This is a genomic window from Microcystis sp. M53603_WE2 (assembly GCF_030065435.1).
The window spans coordinates 1-1698 of record NZ_JASJFF010000992.1; the positions used below are offsets into that span (position 1 = coordinate 1).

Annotated in this window: 1 protein-coding gene and 1 pseudogene; one reads left to right on the forward strand and one right to left on the reverse strand. The window is 44.5% G+C overall.

Annotated features, from left to right (window positions below; genetic code table 11):
- The first annotated feature begins 399 nt into the window (after nt 1-399).
- Nucleotides 400-1179, forward strand: coding sequence for a pentapeptide repeat-containing protein (locus PX481_RS20960; protein WP_002763888.1), 780 nt, complete (start codon nt 400-402; stop codon nt 1177-1179).
- Nucleotides 1180-1220: 41 nt separating this feature from the next.
- Here PX481_RS20960 and PX481_RS20965 read toward each other — a convergent pair.
- A pseudogene (locus tag PX481_RS20965) lies at nt 1221-1556 on the reverse strand (hypothetical protein); the annotation flags it as partial.
- Between the last annotated feature and the right edge of the window lie 142 nt (nt 1557-1698).

Sequence of the window (1698 nt, forward strand, 5' to 3'; positions counted from 1 at the left end):
CAACGTCTCTATTGATTTGGGTAAAAATAGCCTGAAAGTCCTCTCGGCTCCACCGCCCTGATCCGAGAAAATAGGGATAATTGGCTGGGTTAAATATAATCGAGTTTGAACAATAGATAAGTTTTTTAACAAGAGTAGTTTTAGATACTAATTACCCGATGGACTGGGGTAGAATTGGGAAAACCAGTCCAACTGTTTTAGCCAAGCTATTTAACTATGATTAAAATTAACTTGCTGTTCGGGTTATCTTCCCTTAAAAAATCGAAAAAAAACTTTACATAAACTCAAAGGAGGGCCTCGTAAATTGCTCATCTAAAAGCAGAGTGAGTTATCGGACAAAGTTTTTAGGTGCTTTTGTTGATTACTTCTTAACCACCGTCTTAAAGTAGAAGAAGGGAGATGAAAGTTAATCAGTTACTAAGACGCTACGAACAAGGAGAGCGGGATTTTTTAGCCATTGACTTGATGAGTCTAGATCTACAACAAGTGACTCTGATTGCCGTCAATTTTGCTGCAGCCAATTTGCGCGGAACTAATTTGAGTCGCTCTTTTCTGACTAAATCAAATCTGCGGGGAGCGAGTTTGAATTGGGCGAATTTAACCTATGCCAAATTAAGTCAAGCGCAATTAGTGGAAGCGGACTTAACCAAAGCCAATCTCACCGGGGCCTTTATGGTTCAGGCAAACCTGCGTAACTCGCGATTAAGTGGGGCGGATCTTTCCCATGCTAATCTCCGGGGGGCGAATTTATGCGGGGCGAATTTATGCGGGGCGAATTTATACTTAGTTAATCTCTTGGAGGCAACCCTAGATAAAGTTAATCTCAATTGGGCTAATTTGCAAGAGGCGCGGTTAAGTGGGGCTAAATGTCGTCAGATTTCCGCAAGGGAAGCCAATTTTAGCGGCTCTTTTCTGAAAGAGGTGGACTTTCAAGGGGCCAATTTAGAAAGGGCTAATTTTAGCGAGGCACGTCTGACGGGTAGTGATTTACGCGGGGCCAATTTAGCGGGTGCTAATCTAGCGGGAGCGCGTTTACAAGAAGTAAATCTACAGGGAGCGGACTTGAGGGGTGCTAACTTGACGGGGACTTGTTTTGAGAGCGTCACCGGTTGGACAGAAACCGCCCAAGAAGATGATATTTTTCCCCTAGACTGGTTTCAGCCCCGTTTTGCCACTTAAAAGTCAATATGTCTGCCGAAAGTCCCTCCTTTTCCTATCAATTAACGATTAGCTGGAGTGGTTAATCTTTGGTTAGGAATGGGGATTGGGGGAGCATTATTCGGCTCGTCCTCGAAGGGTAAAGCAGGAGGAGGAGGAGTGGTAGCACTGGGAGATGGTGCTGGAGATGGCGTGGGATTAACGGCAGCGGGGGGACTTTTCGGGGTGACTACGGGTGCGGGAGAGCTAAAACCGAGGAGATCTTTGCCAAAGGGAAAAACATTTCTCCAGCGTTGAATATTGGGATGACCAAACCAATCTTGACGGGACACCTTCACCGAGAGCAAAGGTGCGATCGCCCCTGATTTTTCGGCCGTTATCAATAAATCAATTTTATTACTGGACTTCCCCCATACAGAAATACTAAAAAATTAACAAAACCCTTACTGCCTGGAGCTTCTCAGAAAAAATTGAAAAGACGCTACTGGGTACATTTTCCCTTTGAAAATGGCTGTACCGTTGACTGTATCTAGAGTAGAG